Origin of the sequence: Microbulbifer agarilyticus (genome assembly GCF_019800665.1) — a bacterium.
Taxonomy (GTDB): domain Bacteria; phylum Pseudomonadota; class Gammaproteobacteria; order Pseudomonadales; family Cellvibrionaceae; genus Microbulbifer; species Microbulbifer agarilyticus_C.
Genome location: NZ_JAHVKO010000004.1, coordinates 559723 through 574790 on the forward strand (window position 1 = coordinate 559723; position 15068 = coordinate 574790).

Annotated in this window: 11 protein-coding genes; 5 read left to right on the plus strand and 6 right to left on the minus strand. The window is 58.4% G+C overall.

Annotated elements, in window-relative coordinates; genetic code table 11:
• Positions 1 to 3 precede the first annotated feature (3 nt).
• Complete coding sequence (locus tag KUV22_RS11870; protein WP_222231380.1) at positions 4 to 1092, minus strand: DUF2855 family protein; 1089 nt, start codon at positions 1090 to 1092, stop codon at positions 4 to 6.
• A 226-nt stretch (positions 1093 to 1318) separates the two neighbouring features.
• On the opposite strand from KUV22_RS11870, the gene KUV22_RS11875 reads away from it, so the two are divergent.
• Both KUV22_RS11875 and KUV22_RS11880 read left to right on the plus strand, forming a co-directional pair.
• Positions 1319 to 1888 (plus strand): TetR/AcrR family transcriptional regulator, encoded by a 570-nt coding sequence (locus KUV22_RS11875; RefSeq protein WP_222231382.1) that lies wholly within the window; start codon positions 1319 to 1321, stop codon positions 1886 to 1888.
• Positions 1889 to 2266: 378 nt separating this feature from the next.
• Complete coding sequence (locus KUV22_RS11880; protein ID WP_222231384.1) at positions 2267 to 4471, plus strand: TonB-dependent receptor; 2205 nt, start codon at positions 2267 to 2269, stop codon at positions 4469 to 4471.
• Between the two features lie 115 nt (positions 4472 to 4586).
• On the opposite strand, the gene KUV22_RS11885 is transcribed toward KUV22_RS11880, so the two are convergent.
• The 3 genes from KUV22_RS11885 to KUV22_RS11895 form a co-directional block, all read right to left on the minus strand.
• The gene (locus KUV22_RS11885) at positions 4587 to 6431 is read right to left on the minus strand and encodes an arylsulfatase (RefSeq protein WP_261319469.1); all 1845 of its coding nucleotides are present in this window, start codon (positions 6429 to 6431) and stop codon (positions 4587 to 4589) included.
• A 61-nt stretch (positions 6432 to 6492) separates the two neighbouring features.
• Complete coding sequence (locus tag KUV22_RS11890; RefSeq protein WP_222231385.1) at positions 6493 to 7341, minus strand: type 1 glutamine amidotransferase domain-containing protein; 849 nt, start codon at positions 7339 to 7341, stop codon at positions 6493 to 6495.
• Between the two features lie 130 nt (positions 7342 to 7471).
• Complete coding sequence (locus KUV22_RS11895; protein ID WP_222231386.1) at positions 7472 to 8362, minus strand: LysR family transcriptional regulator; 891 nt, start codon at positions 8360 to 8362, stop codon at positions 7472 to 7474.
• 151 nt (positions 8363 to 8513) lie between these two features.
• On the opposite strand from KUV22_RS11895, the gene KUV22_RS11900 reads away from it, so the two are divergent.
• From KUV22_RS11900 to KUV22_RS11910, 3 genes are read left to right on the plus strand one after another with little or no spacing between them, the layout of a single operon-like run.
• Positions 8514 to 9209 carry a histidine phosphatase family protein gene (locus KUV22_RS11900; RefSeq protein ID WP_222231387.1) on the plus strand — a complete coding sequence of 232 codons (696 nt, stop codon included), beginning with the start codon at positions 8514 to 8516 and terminating at the stop codon, positions 9207 to 9209.
• 16 nt (positions 9210 to 9225) lie between these two features.
• Positions 9226 to 10431: an acyl-CoA dehydrogenase family protein gene (locus KUV22_RS11905; RefSeq protein ID WP_222231388.1), complete on the plus strand. Its 1206-nt coding sequence runs from the start codon at positions 9226 to 9228 to the stop codon at positions 10429 to 10431.
• Between the two features lie 24 nt (positions 10432 to 10455).
• Positions 10456 to 11490 carry a phosphotransferase gene (locus KUV22_RS11910; RefSeq protein WP_222231682.1) on the plus strand — a complete coding sequence of 345 codons (1035 nt, stop codon included), beginning with the start codon at positions 10456 to 10458 and terminating at the stop codon, positions 11488 to 11490.
• Positions 11491 to 11595: 105 nt separating this feature from the next.
• Here the strand turns inward: KUV22_RS11910 and KUV22_RS11915 are convergent, their stop codons facing one another.
• Together KUV22_RS11915 and KUV22_RS11920 are read right to left on the minus strand one after the other, a co-directional pair.
• Positions 11596 to 13731: an AsmA family protein gene (locus KUV22_RS11915; protein ID WP_222231389.1), complete on the minus strand. Its 2136-nt coding sequence runs from the start codon at positions 13729 to 13731 to the stop codon at positions 11596 to 11598.
• Positions 13732 to 13885: 154 nt separating this feature from the next.
• Positions 13886 to 15046 carry a lipase family protein gene (locus KUV22_RS11920; RefSeq protein ID WP_222231390.1) on the minus strand — a complete coding sequence of 387 codons (1161 nt, stop codon included), beginning with the start codon at positions 15044 to 15046 and terminating at the stop codon, positions 13886 to 13888.
• Between the last annotated feature and the right edge of the window lie 22 nt (positions 15047 to 15068).

The window sequence follows — 15068 nt, forward strand, 5'->3', positions numbered from 1 at the left end:
CAATCAGTCGAGTAGGGAAACCATCAGCCCGCGGCTGGCGCCGACCTGGTTGTCCAGCAGTTGCTGCCACGCGTTGTCCAGGGCCTCGGGCCCGTGCAGCCACTCGACCTTGAGGTTGCCGCTGGTGGCCATGGCGATCTCGGCGCTGGCCATCATGGCTTTTTGCCATATCGCACCGGGCCCCCACTCCTTATCGCGTTTGGCGATCTGGCCGGGGGCAAAGAAGAAGGTGGGTTTGGCCCCGGGCAGATCGCCGGCGGCACCGCCACCTTCCCAGTGGCTGGCGCCAACCATGGCACTCTCGACGATGTTGTCGCCGATATGCTGGTGCAGGGCGCGGGTGAGGGTGACGTTACCGGACATGTCGATATAGGCGGTACGCAGGCTCGCGTCGATCTCGCTTTCCTCGCCGTAGTTCACTACCTGATCGCAGCAACCCAGGTCGCGCACAAACGCGGTGTTGCCGGCGGACGTCACGCCCACGACCTTGGCGCTGATTTCGCTATCGCGATGCAGCAGGTGCGCCAGGCCGAAGCCGGTCTTGGACGAGACGGAACCGATGACCACCTGCTCGGCGCCGAACAGGGCGTTGTCGATGAGGTAGTCGTACAGAACGAAGGAGGTGGCAAACAGCGGGAACAGCAGGCAGCGCTCATTCTCCAGCTTGGTGAGGATGTCTGGCTCCGCCTTGGTGCGGCGGTAGGCGTTGTACATGGCGGGCAAGTTCTGGCGATGCTCCGCCATATCCACAAGCTGGTCCTCGCGCACCTTGCCCGGGGTCAGTACCGTGTGGCTCGCCATGGGGAAGAAGCCCCACAGGCGTTCGCCGACAGGAACTTCGGGACTGTGGGATTCGACCACTGTGCCGCAGGCCCACACCGGCACCTTGCCCCATTGCCCTTCCGCAGGGAAATAGCCCCAGTAGCCGATCATCTCCCCGGACAGGGCGTAGCTGACGTTATTGGCGGTGAGGCCAAACTTGTCGATGGCAACCAGTACCTGGCCGTCCCCGGCGGTGAGGTCCCGCTCACCGACCGTGCGTGTCTTGCGGAAGTCCTTGCGGTCGACCCAGAGTTCAGTGCAGCTCGCCATTTTCAGGTCCTTTATGTTTTATGAATATAATGGCACTATATATGCCAATACTTGATTCGCCAAGTGCAATTCGTCACGCAAGAAGCAAGTACCGGTAGCTCGAATTCGGGAGAATGACTGGGTGCTGGAGAAATTGTGCGGTGAATAGGTCGTCAGGGTATGCTGTGGCACAATATCGCGCCAAATTACTGGGTGGTAGTAAGTTCAAAGAGGAAGCGGGGACGTTATGGAAGTCAAGGTAGATGGTCGTGCCCTGCGCAGTGTGCGCAGCCGCCAGCAGATTATTGACGCGATGCTCGCGCTGATGGAGCGTGAAATTTATATCCCCACGGCGCAGCAGGTGGCGGATGAGGCAGGTATTTCCATCCGCACGGTATTTCGGCACTTCACCGAAATGGAGCTGCTGTATGCGGAACTCAATTCGCAGGTGCGTCCGGTCTATTTGGCTCTGTTCGATAAAATGCCCAAGGACGGCACACTCGAGGAGCGGATTACCGGTTCGGTGCGCTGTCGCATGGAAGCCTTTGCCCAGCTGATCCAGCTGCAGCGGGCGACGTGGAGTCTGCTGTGGCGCTCGCAGGTCATCTCCGACGTTTATGCATCCAATGTGCGCAAGATGCGCAAGAATCTGGAAAAGTGCCTGCCGGAAATTTTGCAGTTGCCTGCGGACAAGCGCGAGGCGGTGGATGCAATTATGTCGTTTGAATTTTACGAGCGTCTTTCACGGCACCAGAAGCTCTCTGACAAGGCCTGTGGCAAGGTCGTTGAGGGGCTGTTGAAGGATTTGCTCACCTGAGCCTGTTACCTTCCTTTTGCCCGCTTTCTTCAGCTTCCCTGATGCCCCCTGTTTCTGCCTGACTCTTTCTCTCTCTCAAGTAACTGCTAACTGACTGCTAAGTGATTGGTGCATGCGATCGATGCACCAATGCAGTCCGCCTGCGCCTTTTTCCGCAATAGCTCGGTAACAGTTTCTCCGCATTTGGGTAGAAGTGACACAAGTTGTGCCGATTTATTCGGCTGTCCGCGATTTGCCTTGCATTTAATTGCTCGACTTGGCTAGCATTAAATTGATGTCGCAAGTTATGACAATAGTTGGCGATTAGGATCACCGGTGGTCTGGGTGAGCTCATTCGCCAATTCACAATAATAATTCCAGCGATCTGGGAGAGAGACCATGCCGATCAATAAACTGTTTACCAAGACCGCGCTCGCGGTCGGCCTCGCCAGCGCCGCCACCACTGCATGGGCGGAACTCGAAGAAGTCACCGTTACCGCCACCAAGCGCGAGCAGAGCGTGCAGGACATTGCCGTTTCGGTGAGCGCCTTGTCCGCCGAAGAGATGCGGCAGGCGGGTATCGAAGACGCGAAGGATGTGGCTGTGCAGGTGCCGAGCCTGACGATTAACCGCAATTCGAGCCCGTTTGCGGCTGGTATTCGCATCCGCGGCTTGGGCACCAACCAGAACGACCCCTCGCTGGAGGCCTCGGTAGCGGTTGTGGTCGATGGGGTTTACCTGGGCCGCTCCGGTCTCGGCCTTTCAGATCTGGTGGACATTGAGCGGGTCGAAGTGGTACAGGGGCCGCAGGGCACCCTGTATGGCAAGAACGCCAATGCGGGTGTGCTCAACATTGTTACCCGTGGCGTGAATATGGAGGAGACCGAAGCGCGTCTCGAGGCGTCCGCCGGCGACTACGGTCTGCAAAAATACACCGCATCGGTGAGCGCGCCGATTGGTGACACGGCGGGTTACCGCCTGAGCGGGTCGGTACACCAGCGCGATGGCTGGCTGGAAAGTGGCAGCGGCCCGGACCAGAACGATCGCTCGGACTGGAATCTGCGTGGTAAGTTTGCCTGGGAGCCCTCCGATGCGCTCAGCGTGAACCTGATTGCCAGTCACGTGGAGCGGGATTCCAGTTGCTGTGGCGCCGACACTACCATCAGCCCGGCTATGGCCAGCGTGTTGCAGATGAAGGGCCTGGAAGTGCCGGAAAACGATCCGCTGGATTACTACAGCAATAACGATTATCCGCTGGCGTTTACCCTCTCGGCCGATGCGCTCAGTGTGGTGGTGGACTACGACCTGCCTTTCGCTACCCTCACCTCAATTACCGCCTGGAACGATTATGAGTGGGCGAGCAGTTTTGACGGTGACCGTACCGAACTCGACCTCTTAGTCGTAGACGATAATTACCGTGGCGACAGCCTGGTGCAGGAATTGCGCCTGAGTAGTGACCTGGACGGGCCGCTACAGTACCTGGCGGGCCTCTATTTCAGCCAGGAGACGCTGGGCCGGGGCGATGGCCAGGTGGTCACCACCTTTGGTTCAGACGTCATTACCGTGGGTTCTCAGGTGCATCCGCTGGGGCCCGCATTTGCCATGCTGGTGCGGCCCGGTGACAGTTCCACGATCGACAATTCTTGGGAGACCGACACCTTCGCGGCCTTCGGCCAGACCACCTACACCTTCTCCGACAGCTGGGAGGCCACCGTTGGCCTGCGCTATACCGCAGAAGAGAAGTTCGCGGACATGTATGTGCGGGCTGATTCCATGGCAACCGGTATCCCCGCCGGCGCCTTTGGGCCGGGGGTGCCGGCTATGAATATCCCGACCCTGATCGCTGCACTGTACGGACCTGTGGACGACAGCTTCAGTCTCGAGGATGAAAGCGTTACCGGGATGGCGAGCCTGACCCATTTCGTCAATGAAGACGTGATGGTGTTTGCGTCTATTGCCACTGGCCACAAGTCCGGCGGTTTCAATGGCGTGGCGGGCGAGGGTGTTGACCGCACCTACGACAACGAGCAGACCACCAACTATGAACTGGGTATTAAATCCCGTTTGTTCGACAACCGCCTGGAACTGAATGCCACCGCCTTCCACATGCTGGTGGATGACCTGCAGTACCTGAGACAGCAGGACAGTGGCCTGGGTACCTATGTCGCCAATGAGGCGGAAGAAGGCACAATCAAGGGTGTGGACCTGAATTTTACCGCGGCACCCTGGGAGTTCCTGAAACTGAGCGGCGGTGTCCAGTATCTGGATAACGATGTCTTCCCTGCCTCGCGCTGGACCTCCAACCTGGCCGCTACCTTGATGGCGCCGGTAGCCGATGGTGCCGCCTACCTGCGTACCGACTACAACTACGCTTCGGACCACGCCGTGAACCCGGATGTTCTGGATTTTGTGCAGGACCGTGAGACAGTCAATGTGCGTGCTGGCTGGCGCAATGAAAGCTGGGATGCGGCCTTGTGGGCGAAAAATGCCACCGACGATGTTTACTCCTACCTGCGCACCGTGCCCGCGTCGATGACCGGCGCCCAGCAGGACTGGCTTGCCGAGCCGCGCACCATTGGTGCTACGGTCAGCTACCAGTTCTGAGGCGTGGTGCTGATCAAGTAAAACGCTGGGTCTAGCAATGGGCCCATGCAAACACAAAAAAGCCGGCAGGAAACTGCCGGCTTTTTTGTGCTTTTTGGTTTGTACTATCGACCGGCTAGCGCCGGCGGCGACGGCGCCACAGCAGCAGCGCCGCGACGCCGGCCAGTAATAGTCCGGCAGCAAAGGCGATCTGCGGCAAACGCTGCCTTACGGCATTGCGGGTTACCTGGCGTCGCTGGTTGTAGTCCGGCGGTACCGGCAGTACGCCGTTGTCGCGCACATAGGTTTCGTAATCCGACAGCAGCTCGGCAAAGCGTGCCGGCTCCTGCTGTTCCAGCGGTGTGGTTTCACCGGGGTCGCGCTCGATGTGGTACAGGTGCCATTGGCCATCGTTATTCGGGCCGCGGTTGAAGGTGATCTTGTAGTCGCCCTTGATCAGTGCCGCGTTGCCACCGATTTCGTAAGCGATAGTGTCCTCGGGACCGTAGACCGCTGTACTGGGCTGTTCCAGCAGTGGCAGCAGACTGCGACCGGTCATAGGCTCCACGGTGCGGCCGCGGTATTGGCCGCGGTGGTCGGCAACCCCGGCCAGTTCCAGCAGGGTCGGCGCCAGGTCTTTGACATAAGCGGTGGCGTGGCTGATCTGTCCGCGCAGGACATCGGCAACGGCTGGGCCACTGACCACTAGCGGTACCCGCATGCCGCCCTCCCCCGAGTGAAATTTGTAGTGCCCGAGGGGCGCGGCAGCGGCGCTGGCAAAGCTCGGGCCGATGGTGGCGAAGCTGCCCTTTTCGCCGAGGGTCTCGTAGTCGTCGGTGTAGTCCAGCAGCTTGAGCATCAGCAGGCGCTGTGGGCCGGTAATTTCATTGGGCTCGGGACCGTTGTCGGAGGTGAAGACGATCACGGTATTGTCGTATTCACCGATGTCTTTCAGGTACTGCAGCAGTCGGCCGATGTGGACATCCATGGCATCGACCATGCCCGCGTACACCGCCATGCGCTTGGCGTTGTAGCGCTGTTCCTCTTCCGACAGTGTCGCCCACTCGGCGGTGGTGTTCATGTGCTTCATCGCCGCATCGGCGGGCACCAGTCCCATCGCTTTCGCCGCTTGCTGGCGCTGGCTGCGGATCGGATCCCAGCCATGGCGATAGGTTTCGAGGTACTTCTGTGTGTATTCCCGCGGGGCTTGCATGGGCAAATGCACGGCCATAAATGGCAAGTAGGTGAAGAATGGCTTGCCGTCGGCGCGGTTGCTGTCGATCTGCGCGATGGCCTTGTCCACCAGGAACTCCGAGGAATAGAAATCCTCCGGCAGTTCAAACGGTTCGCCGTTCTCAAACCACAGGGTTTTTTCATACAGCGGCAGGTAACTTTTGTCGGACCAGTTGTCGCCGCCGGAATACGGCATCATGACGGTCTGTTCAAAGCCGCGGTTGATCGGGCGCAATGCCGGATCCTTGTAACCAAGGTGCCACTTGCCCGCCATGTAGGTGTGATAACCCGCATCCTTGAGCTGGGTGGCGATGGTCACCACGTCCTTGCGCAGGTGGCCCTGGTAAAAGGGCGAGTGCGACTGTGTCGGTGTCAGTGCTTCTGCGATATTGGCAACGCCGGCGCGATGACTGTCCACGCCCGACATCAGCATGGCGCGGGTCGGTGCGCAACTGGGCGCGGTCCGGTATTTGCTGAAGCGCAGGCCCTGTTGGGCGAGGTCATCCAGGTTGGGGGTTTCGATCTCGCTGCCGTATGCGCCGAGATCGGTGTAGCCGAGGTCGTCGGCGAGGATCACCAGGATGTTGGGGCGCTTCACGGCGGCGGTGGATGTTGCTGTCTCACTCGTACTTTCGCTCATTTGCGCCTGCGCCACAGCGCTGATGGCAGTGGCCAGTGAGGTGCAGAGCAGTGTGCGGGTGAAACGTTTGCCGGTGCGGCGAGCGCTTGAAGCGGGCTTGCGGTACATAGGGGCTGCGCCTGTATGGGGCTGGTCGCCAGCGACAGAGCTGGCGACGTGATCGTGGGGCTTAGGGCTTGGCGACAATGGCCATCATCTGATGCGCGGTTTCGTAGCCGGAGTTCTGGTTCTGACCGGTGACAAAGCGGCGTTCATCATCCACGACAACGTGGGTGGCAAAGATGTCGCGGAAGGCGGTCTGCTTTTCGTACTCGGCGCCGGCCTTGCGCAGCTCGGTTTCCGGGTGCTGTGGGGTGACCTCGATACCCAGCTCCTTGATCTGCTTGTCGCTGACTCCGGTCATACGGCGCCCGGCAATGAGCAGCTTGCCGTCCTTGTCCTCGGCCTTGATCAGGCCCAGCACACCGTGGCACACCCCACCGATTACCGCGCTGCTATCGTAGTAGGCCTCGCTGACCTTGCGCCCCAGGACATCGGAATAACCCAGGTCGTAGGCTGCACCCCAGCCGCCGGCCATAAAGATGATGTCGTACTGGGTAAAGTCGACCTCGTCGATACGCAGGGAATTCTTTACTTTGGCCTGTACTACCGCATCCTGCAGGTAGCGCTCGTCCTCCGCGGTGCGCACCGCGTAGAAGAAGGATTCCGGGTCCACCGGGATCTCGCCACCCTGAACACTGGCGATATCAACCTGCATACCGCCATCCAGGAAGGTGTAGTAAGGCACGGTCATTTCCGAGGCGAACACACCGGTCGCTTTGCCGGCGGTCTCGCCGGGCGCGTTCAGGGTGCCGTGGCTGGTAGTGATCACCAGTGCGCGTTTGCCCGGCAGTTCCACACTCTCGCCCTGATAACTCGGGTGCAACCCGGCCTTGTGCAGGATTGTGGGCAGCAGTGCGGCCAGTAATCCAAAAAAGAGCGCTACGCCTGCCGCGCCAATCAGTAGTTTCTTCGCCATGGTCTGTATCCTGATCTTTATATATAGGCATAATATATGACAATATTTATTCAAGGAAAAGGATTGCTGGGCTCGCTCGCGCATCTGGGGTGAGTAATCGCCTTTGCAGGGCGATACCCGGTGTGGCATGTCAGGCGTTCAGGGTGTCGACAATCAACTCCCGCAGCCACTGGTGCGCCGGGTCCTGCTCGGCGTTCTTGTGCCAGAGCAAACAGGATTCGATTTTCGGCACCGGGAATGGCAGGTCAAAGCAGTCCACGTTGTAGCGGCTGGCAAAGCTGCTGGGGGCGCTAAGGGCCAGGTTGGAAGTTTCCACGATCATCGGCGCGATGCGGTAGTGCTGGGCGCGCAGGGTAATCTTGCGGCGACGGCCGAGTTTGTTCAGTTGCAGGTCCACCAGCCCCGGGCCGGAGCGGCGGCTGGAAATGTGGATATGTTGCAGGGCCAGGTAGTCGTCCAGCGTCAGGTTGTTGCTTACCTGGGGATGGTTGCGACGCAGCATACACACGAAGTGGTCCTTGCCCAGCGGGTGCTGCTGCAACTGGGTGTTACCCATGATGGGCACGTCGATGGCGAAGTCCAGGCTGTGGCTGGCGAGCTCCCGCTCCAGCTGCTCCCGCGGCACGTTGTAGGACTCCACCTGCATATTGGGGGCTGCTTGCTGCAATCGTTCTACTAAGGCCGGTAAAAGCATGGTCTCGGTGAGATCGTTCATGCTGAGGCGGATCGTCTTCTCTGCGCTGGTCGGGTCGAAGGTCACATTGGAGGTGGCACTCTGGTGCAGCTGCTGCAGCCCGCTCTTCACCTGCGCGATGATCGTCTCGGTAAATACCGTGGGCTGCATGCCCTGCGGCGTGCGCACGAACAGTTCGTCACCGAGTGCGTCGCGCGCGCGGCTCAGCGCATTACTCACCGCCGGCTGGGTGAGGTGCAGCTGTTCCGCGGCGCGGGTCAGGTTGCGCTCGCGGTAGATGGTGTCGATCACTACGAACAGATTGAGGTCGATGCGGTGGGGGTGCATGTCTTTTTATATGTGCGCTGGTTTTTAATATTCTTCCTATAAGCCTAGTGAATGTTGGCTTATCAGAACAATTGATTTTAATGATTAAAAGCCCTGCGCTACATTGCGTCAATGGCATTGATTAGTTGATTGAGGGCGACTGGAGGTTCCGGTGGCAGAATTTTTTACCGTTCGACATGGGCAGGCGTCGCTGGGTAGCGACAACTATGACCAGTTATCTCCGCTGGGAGAGCAACAATCCCGCTGGCTTGGCGAGCATTTTCACCGCCAGGGCACCCGTTTCGACCGCATTCTGTGTGGCGATCTATTGCGCCACCGGCAGACCGCCGAGGGTATCTGCGCCGGCATGCAGGGCGGGCCGGGTGAGGGTCAGCAGGCACCGGCGCTGGAATGCTTTCCGGAGCTGAACGAGTTTGAATTCAAGCAGGTGATGGGAGCATATCTGCGTGAACATCCACAGCGGCGCCCGCAGGACGGTGCCGACGCCCGTGTCTTTTTCCGGGTGTTGAGAGACGCGATGCACGCTTGGATCGATGGTGAGATCCAGGTTGAGGAGAGCTGGGCCGGGTTTGAGCAGCGCGTACAACGGGGCCTGGATATTATCGCCGAGGGCAATGGCCGCACGCTGGTGGTCAGCTCCGGCGGCACTATTTCTATGCTCACCCGGCTGGTGTTAAGTGCACCCTCGCAAACCGTGGTGCAGCTCAATATGCAGACCCGCAACACTTCCCTCAGCCGCTTTTTCTTTCAGGCACAACGCGGCCGCGATTCGGTCAGCCTGCACTCTTTTAACCACACACCGCACCTGGAGCACCCCGAGCGCCAGGACGCCATAACTTACGCATAAAACGAGGCGATGCACCATGGATTTTGATTACACAGACAAGGTAAAAGGACTGCAGGCACGTGTGCAGCAGTTTATGGAGGAACACATTTACCCGGCGGAAGCGCTATATGAAGAGCAGCTCCAGCAAAACCGCTGGGACACGCCTCCGGTAATGGAAGAGCTGAAGAAGAAAGCCAAGGCCGCGGAGTTGTGGAATCTTTTTTTACCGGAGTCTGAACACGGTGCGGGCCTGACCAATCTGGAATATGCGCCACTCGCAGAAATAATGGGGCGCTCGCTGATCGCCTCTGAAGTGTTTAACTGCAGTGCACCGGATACCGGCAACATGGAAGTGCTGGCGCGCTACGGTAGCGAAGAGCATAAAGCCCAGTGGCTGACGCCACTGCTAAACGGCGAAATTCGTTCGGCATTTGCTATGACCGAACCCAAAGTGGCCTCCAGTGATGCCACGAATATCGAAACTTCCATTCTGCGCGATGGCGACGACTACGTTATTAATGGCCACAAATTTTATATCAGCGGTGCCTCCAATAAGCACTGCAAAATCCTGATCGTGATGGGCAAAACCGACGCGGACAATCCGGATCGTCACCGTCAGCAATCCATGATTCTGGTACCCATGGATACCCCCGGGGTGGAAGTGGTACGCCCCATGCAGGTGCTCGGTTTTGACGATGCGCCAGAAGGCCACGCGGAAATTAAATTCAACAATGTGCGGGTGCCGGCGTCCAACATACTGTTGGGTGAAGGTCGCGGTTTTGAAATTGCCCAGGGGCGCCTGGGGCCGGGTCGAATTCACCACTGTATGCGCCTGATCGGTCTGGCGCAGCGCGCGCTGGAGGCGATGGCCAAGCGGGCGAGCGAGCGCGAGGTGTTCGGTCGCGCCATGGCGCGCCACGGTGGTGTGCGCGAGGTGTTGGCAAAGAGCCATTGTGAAATTGAGCAGGCGCGCCTGCTGACCCTGAAAGCTGCCGAGCGTATGGACAAGGTGGGTAACAAGGGGGCAAAGGACTTGATCGCGATGATCAAAATCGTTGCCCCGCAAATGGCCTGCAATGTGCTCGACCGCGCGATTCAGATCCACGGTGCCGCCGGCCTCGGGCAAGACTTCTTCCTTGCGCGGGGTTATTCCTACGCACGGGTTATCCGTCTCGCGGATGGTCCGGACGAGGTGCATATGATGCAGTTGGGGCGTGGCATTGCCGCCGCCTATAGCCAGTAATTGGGAGGGGATGTTGTGAGTGAAATGAAACAAGCCGTTGATCAACTGGACGAAGCGCTGCTGGCAGAGTATCTCGCCGAACATATTGATGGCTTCAGCGGGCCGGTAACCGCGAGCAAATTTTCCGGTGGCCAGTCGAACCCGACGTTCAAACTGGAAACACCGGAACGGACCTACGTACTGCGCCGCCAGCCCCCGGGCAAACTGCTGAAAAGCGCCCACGCGGTAGACCGTGAATATCGGGTAATTAAGGCGCTGGCAAACACCGCCGTACCGGTGCCAGAAGTTTTCCACCTGTGCGAAGACCGCGATGTGATCGGCTCCATGTTCTATGTGATGTCGCACATGGAGGGGCGCATTTTCTGGGATGCCCAGTTACAGGAAGTGGATAATACTGCGCGCACCGCAATGTACCGGGAAATGAACCGGGTGCTGGCAGAACTGCACAGTGTGGATGTTGCAGCTGCGGGTCTCGCCGATTATGGCAAACCCGGTAATTACTTCGCGCGCCAGTACGACCGCTGGTGCAGCCAGTATCGTGCATCTGAGATCAATAAAATCGAAGCCATGGAAAAGCTCATCGGCTGGCTCGGCGAGGCGCAGCCGGCGGATGATGGCCGCGTGTCCCTGGTGCACGGGGATTTCCGTCTCGACAATATGGTATTCGCCCCACAGGAGCCGAAAGTCATTGCGGTGCTGGACTGGGAGCTATCCACACTCGGCCACCCGTTTGCCGACCTTGCCTACCAGTGCATGCAGCTGCGCATGCCCGGTGGTACCGGAACCATCTCCGGCCTGATGGGGGTGGATCGCGCGGCGCTGGGTATCCCAGAAGAGCAGGAGTATGTGGCGATGTACTGCGAGCGCATGGGTATCGAGCGCATCGAGCACTGGACCTATTATCTGGCGTTCAGCTTTTTCCGTTTGGCGGCGATTGCGCAGGGCGTGGCGAAGCGCGCGCAGAGTGGCAATGCTTCCAGCAAGGAGGCGGCAAAGGTGGGTGCCTTTGTGGAGCCGTTGGCAATGCTGGCGCTGGATATTATTCAGAAGGAAGGCTAGGCAAGGAAGTTAGTAAAGGCAATTAGTTAAGGAAGCCTGCAAAAACGGTTAATAAAAAACGGGGCTCTAGGCCCCGTTTTTTATGTTTACCGTCTACTTGGTATTTTAGTCGCCGCGATTAAACAGACCCTTGAAACGGTCTTTCAGTTTGTCGCGCAGCTTTTCGGATTTCTCCTCCAGCTGGTCGCCGTACTTCTTCTGCGCCTTGTATTTCAATTCTTCACGAATCAGGTCATCCAGGCGGCGGCTGTCCGGTTTGCAGGTGGTGGCGCCGGCCTCGGAAAACTTCGCCTTGCAGCGCAGTGGTAGTGGGCGGTTGCGCCAGCGCGAATTCTGCACGGAACAGCCATTGCCGGAAGTTCGCTCGCCAACCAGTGCCAGGCCCAGGGCAAAATCAAAATTCTGCTGTTGCAGATTAATGGTGCCATCACCGCTTAGTGCGATGTTCTCAATCCCTGCATTGATACCATCTACCTTGGCTACATCACCATTTAAATTCACGCTGGCACGCAGGTCCTGCATGCGGGTCTGTGCGGGCCATTCGCGCTCCGGCATCGGCGTTTTCTCTGCGTAGCTCACCAGCTGGCACATGCCCTTCTCCAGATTGAACGGGGCCAGTGCCAGTTCCTGCGAGTTGAGCTGAACCGCAGCGCGCAGGTTCTTTTGCAGGGCCTGAGTGTCTGCGCCGGAGGTCTGGCCTACCCAGGTGAGGTCGGTTTTGCCGGACAGGGTGACTTTGTTCTGGTCGGCGGCCTGGGGCTCATCGCTGGCGAACAGGGCTTCCTGCACCTTGGAAATCTCCACCCCGCTCAGACCGCCGCTCAGTTCGCCGCGCGCGGAATTGCCGCGGGCATTGAATACGCCGGTGCTGTTCAGGGTGCCGCCGTATACACCGGCCGCCAGTTTGTTCAGTTGGTAGAGGCCGTTTTGCACATTGATGGCGAGCTCGGGTTTATCGATATCGAAATCTAGTGCGTGAAGTTTGTCGAGTGTCAGATCCAGCTTAGCATTGAAGCCGCGCATGGCCTCCAGTGGCATTGGTACCGGCTTGGCTGCGGCAATATCCGCGCTGAGTTCGTCCTGTTCTGGCGTGGCAACTGGTGGTGGCAGGTAGTCATCTACATTCAGCTCGCCGCCTTTGAGGCTCAGTGACACACTGGGTACGCCCTTGGCTCCGTTTGCCCCTTTGCTGTTATCAAGAGCGGCCTGGTAGCTGGCGCTGCCGGTAAAGGTATGTTCGTCGAGCACCAGTTCCAGCGGCTGCATATTCATTTGGCGGTCGCTACCGGTTACGTCGGTATCGATTTTCAGTTTTTGCAGCGCGCTGGTGCTTTGTGGCTTGTAGCTACTGCCCACGGCAGCAAGCCAGCCGGAGACAGGCTCTACATCCACTTTCAGGTTCAACTGGATCTGCCAGGGTGCGTCGGCTTTGGCTCGGCGCACGTTACCGCGCAGGTACACTTCCGCACTGGCATCGCCGCCGCTGGTGAGCTTGATGGTAGCCGGCTGCAGGCGCAGGCCGTTCAGCCCTTCGTCGATGGCGAGGCTGCTGTGAATATTCAGATCCACCGGCTGCGGAAAATCGCTGCCGGCAAGTTTTGCGCGCACTTGCACATCGCCGGGCTTGCCGCCGGGCACCAGGTTGTCGGCGCTAACATTCAATTCACTGATCGAGTATTCGCTGCCATTTTGTTTATCGGTGTAGCGCAGTACCCCATCTTCCAGGCGCAGCTCTTGCAGGGCGAGCTCCAGTCCGGCGCTGGGTACGGCTTCCTGCTGGGGAATATCCAGGGTGGGCGGCGTTTCGTGCTGCTGCTTGGCATCCTGCTGCGCTTTCGCCTCCATGGCCTCGGTGATCAGTTCCCAGTTGCCCTTGCCGTTCTGGTCCACGGTGAGAGCGACTTGCGGAGCCAGTAATACAATTTCCTGAGCTTCGATACGCTTGTTGAGTAGCGGCATCAGTCCTACGCCAACGGCGACCTTGTCCGCCTGCAGCAGGGATTCACTGGGCAGTGCCAGTGGCGCGACTTTCACCCCTTCCAGCTTGAGTGCAATATTCGGCCACAATTGCCAGCCGATATCGCCGTCCAGCGTCAGCGAAACCCCCTGATCGGCTGCCAGCTGCACAATCTTGGGTTTGTACTGGTTGGCATCGAGGCCAGAGAGGAACCAGGCGACAGCACCGGCAAACAGTGCAAAGAGAACAACGAGGGTGATAAGTCCGCGTTTGATCCAGGCCATACAGGGCGCATCCTTAATACTGAGAAAGGCGGGAAAGCGGCGCCTGCCAGGCAAAATTAGCAGGCGCCATGGATGCGACTATTGAAGCAGTTGCCGGTCAGAAATGAAACCGGCGGGGAGAAAAAGCGTGAGCGCCTCCCGTGGTGCTCATTCGTTAATGCTCTACGTTACGCCCGGCACGCATCACCAGCTCGGAGACCGCGGAGTGCATGCGGATAAAAATTCCGCGAATCAGCGCGGCGGTGATGTTGACGCTCTCACTCACCGTGATGCCAATCAGTTTGCCGAGGCGTACCAGCAGGCGAGTAACCCAGTAAGAGACTTTCTTGCCAAAGTCGTAGGCCTTTTTCAGGAAGATCGCCATCTGGTCGAGCAGGGTAAAGGTGGTGCCACCGCCCACTACCAGTGCGATACCGGTAAGCTCTACCACTTTCTTCAATACCCACATAACCGCTTCAGCGGCTACCCATGCCGTATTCAGGGTGAGCGACAGCGGCCCATCGGATTTCAGCCAGCTTTCAATACTACGGGTAATGGGCGCGGGTGGGCGTTTCTTGCGTACCAGTTCCCAACTGTGCTTTACCTCCGAGCCGGATAGGGAGCCAATGTAGTTTTCCATCTTGTGATATTCAATGGGATTGAGTGCCACGCTGGAATTCAGCAATAGATCGCCAAGTCCACCATTGGGTACATGGATAAATGGCCAGGTTGGCACCATGGGTACCGGATCGGTGCGGTGGTATACCCGAAAAATATTTTTCTCTCCCAGGCGACGCAGTGCGCCCTCTGAAAAAAGGCTCAGGCCTACACGTGGACTGCCAAAAGTGTACAGGTTTACCGCGCAGCCACTTTTTGCTTTCAGGTAGTCGGCAGCCAGGGTCGCAAGTGCGCCGCCAAGGCTGTGGCCGACACAGTGGACTGTGTGGATATCCGGGGGCAGGTTTGCGAGAAACTGATCGAGCTCCGGCAAGAATGATTGAAAGGCGTAATAGAAGCCCTGATGGACGAATCCTCCGGTATTGAATTGTTTCAGGCCTGCGTTCAGGTCGGTAAGCCCGTCGTATCCGTTGGAGGTCCCCTTTAACGCAATCAGCGCCTCACCCTTGCGCTGCTTGATCCCGGTGGCCGCCAGCCCCAGCGACTGTTCTTTTTTTAGAAGGATGAATGCGCCAGTCTTGCCCTGCAGATTGGCGTCATCTTTGAATGCGAACTGATCTGCATACAGATCGAAAAATAATTTCCGTGTATTCTGGTTTGTAATCAGATAGATATCATTCGCAATGTTTGCGCTGAGTTCCGGGGTTAGCTGAGCCATGTGAAATCCTTTTCGACATAAA

Coding starts and splice junctions, on each gene's coding strand:
- KUV22_RS11870 (WP_222231380.1), bottom strand. CDS start 1,092: ATGGCGAGCTGCACTGAACTCTGGGTCGACCGCAAGGACTTCCGCAAG.
- KUV22_RS11875 (WP_222231382.1), top strand. CDS start 1,319: ATGGAAGTCAAGGTAGATGGTCGTGCCCTGCGCAGTGTGCGCAGCCGC.
- KUV22_RS11880 (WP_222231384.1), top strand. CDS start 2,267: ATGCCGATCAATAAACTGTTTACCAAGACCGCGCTCGCGGTCGGCCTC.
- KUV22_RS11885 (WP_261319469.1), bottom strand. CDS start 6,431: ATGTACCGCAAGCCCGCTTCAAGCGCTCGCCGCACCGGCAAACGTTTC.
- KUV22_RS11890 (WP_222231385.1), bottom strand. CDS start 7,341: ATGGCGAAGAAACTACTGATTGGCGCGGCAGGCGTAGCGCTCTTTTTT.
- KUV22_RS11895 (WP_222231386.1), bottom strand. CDS start 8,362: ATGCACCCCCACCGCATCGACCTCAATCTGTTCGTAGTGATCGACACC.
- KUV22_RS11905 (WP_222231388.1), top strand. CDS start 9,226: ATGGATTTTGATTACACAGACAAGGTAAAAGGACTGCAGGCACGTGTG.
- KUV22_RS11910 (WP_222231682.1), top strand. CDS start 10,456: ATGAAACAAGCCGTTGATCAACTGGACGAAGCGCTGCTGGCAGAGTAT.
- KUV22_RS11915 (WP_222231389.1), bottom strand. CDS start 13,731: ATGGCCTGGATCAAACGCGGACTTATCACCCTCGTTGTTCTCTTTGCA.
- KUV22_RS11920 (WP_222231390.1), bottom strand. CDS start 15,046: ATGGCTCAGCTAACCCCGGAACTCAGCGCAAACATTGCGAATGATATC.